A 1971-nucleotide genomic window follows, 5' to 3' on the forward strand; every position below is an offset into this window, starting at 1 on the left:
AAGGATAAATATAAGTTTGAGCTATCATTGATTTTTGATTATTTTACAATTATATGATATAGTTTTATATTGCGTGAAATAGATGAAAAAATATATCGTAAATAGGAGTGTTACCATGACACAAAAATTCGAAATCGGTGCAGTTGTTACAGGAAAAGTTACAGGAATTCAAGCATACGGTGCGTTTGTTGCACTTGATGAATCAACTCAAGGATTAGTTCACATTTCTGAAGTTACTCACGGGTTTGTTAAGGATATTAACGAACACTTAAAAGTAGGCGATGAAGTACAAGTGAAAGTTCTTTCAATTGATGAAAAAGCTGGAAAAATTGGTTTATCAATCCGTGCTACAGAGGAAGCTCCAGAGCGTCCAGCAGCACCAGCTAGAAAAGCAGCACCTAAGAAGCGTCAAGCAGCTGTAACTAGCTATACAGAGTCTACTGAAGGATTCAATACATTAAAAGACAAGCTTCAAGAGTGGATTGAACAATCTCAACGCGAAGATTTAATTAAAAAATAATGTGTTTAAATCGGCTGATGATGAATCAGCCGATTTTTTTATAGGTCATGGTATATCATCTTATTCATTAAACATTTTTTGCTTCCTTTAGTTCTAAATCCTGAAACAATGAGAAATTTCTTCAGAAGGCTCCAAAAGTAAATTATTCCACAATATGCCGTCTTTTAATCATGAAACAGTAATATTGTTTAATAAGCTACATTTAAAAGGAGGCTTGTAGGATGTCTCTTCATGACGATTCAGCGCAGTTGATTTCCAAAACGAATCAATATGGTGCCAATAATTATCATCCTTTACCAATTGTGATTTCTGAGGCTGAAGGAGTGTGGGTGAAAGACCCTGAGGGGAATCGTTATCTAGATATGTTAAGTGCCTATTCAGCTGTTAATCAAGGGCATCGCCATCCGAAGATTATTGCAGCGTTAAAAAAACAAGCGGATAAAGTTACGTTAACATCGCGCGCCTTCCATCATGATCAGCTTGGACCTTGGTATGAGAAGGTAGCTAAGCTCACCCATAAAGAAATGATATTACCGATGAATACAGGTGCCGAAGCAGTGGAAACGGCTATGAAGGCAGCGCGACGCTGGGCATACGATGTCAAAGGAGTGAAGCCTAATCAAGCTGAAATTATTGCTTGTATGGGTAATTTTCACGGTCGAACACTAGCAGCTGTTTCGCTTTCTTCTGAAGAGGAATACAAGCGAGGATTTGGCCCGATGCTTCCGGGAATTAAACTTATTCCATATGGAGATATATCAGCATTAAAAACCGCCATCACACCACATACAGCGGCTTTTTTATTTGAACCAATTCAAGGAGAAGCAGGGATTCGTATTCCACAACCGGGATTTTTAAAAGAGGCCTATGCTTATTGCAAGCAGGAACAGGTTTTATTCATTGCAGATGAAATTCAATCTGGTTTAGGAAGAACGGGTAAGATGTTTGCTTGTGATTGGGAGAATGTTACTCCAGATATGTATATATTAGGGAAAGCACTTGGAGGGGGAATACTCCCAATTTCATGTGTTGCCGCTAATAAATCGATTCTTAGGGTATTTACCCCTGGTTCGCATGGGTCTACATTTGGAGGAAATCCACTTGCATGTGCTGTTTCTATAGCGGCACTCGATGTGTTAGTGGACGAACAATTAGCTCAACGCTCGCTGGAACTCGGGCAATACTTTTTAAACCAGTTAAAGAAAATAAAAAGTTCAGTTGTGAAAGAAGTACGAGGCCGAGGACTTTTTATTGGCATTGAATTAAACAAACCAGCTCGTCCTTACTGTGAAAAGTTAAAAGAAGAAGGAATTCTTTGTAAAGAAACGCATGATACAGTCATTCGCTTTGCGCCGCCGCTTATTGTGACAAAGGAAGAACTGGATTGGGCGTTCGAGAAAATTAAAAACGTGCTGAAGTTAATCTAGCCGAGCTTTCATACAAAAGAGGCT

At 38.8% G+C, this 1971-nt stretch carries 2 protein-coding genes; both read left to right on the plus strand.

Translation table 11 applies throughout. The features are described 5' to 3' along the window. The first annotated feature begins 115 nt into the window (after window positions 1–115). On the plus strand, window positions 116–520 hold the full coding sequence (gene yugI / locus V7068_RS15620) for a S1 domain-containing post-transcriptional regulator GSP13 (protein ID WP_252291561.1): 405 nt from the start codon (window positions 116–118) through the stop codon (window positions 518–520). A 221-nt stretch (window positions 521–741) separates the two neighbouring features. Further along, a complete protein-coding gene (locus tag V7068_RS15625; protein ID WP_499713574.1) occupies window positions 742–1947 on the plus strand; it encodes an ornithine--oxo-acid transaminase in 1206 nt (401 codons plus the stop codon). Window positions 1948–1971 lie beyond the last annotated feature (24 nt).

The sequence above is a fragment of the Bacillus sp. JJ634 genome (assembly GCF_036962285.1).
GTDB classification, from domain to species: Bacteria; Bacillota; Bacilli; order Bacillales; family DSM-1321; genus Peribacillus; species Peribacillus asahii_A.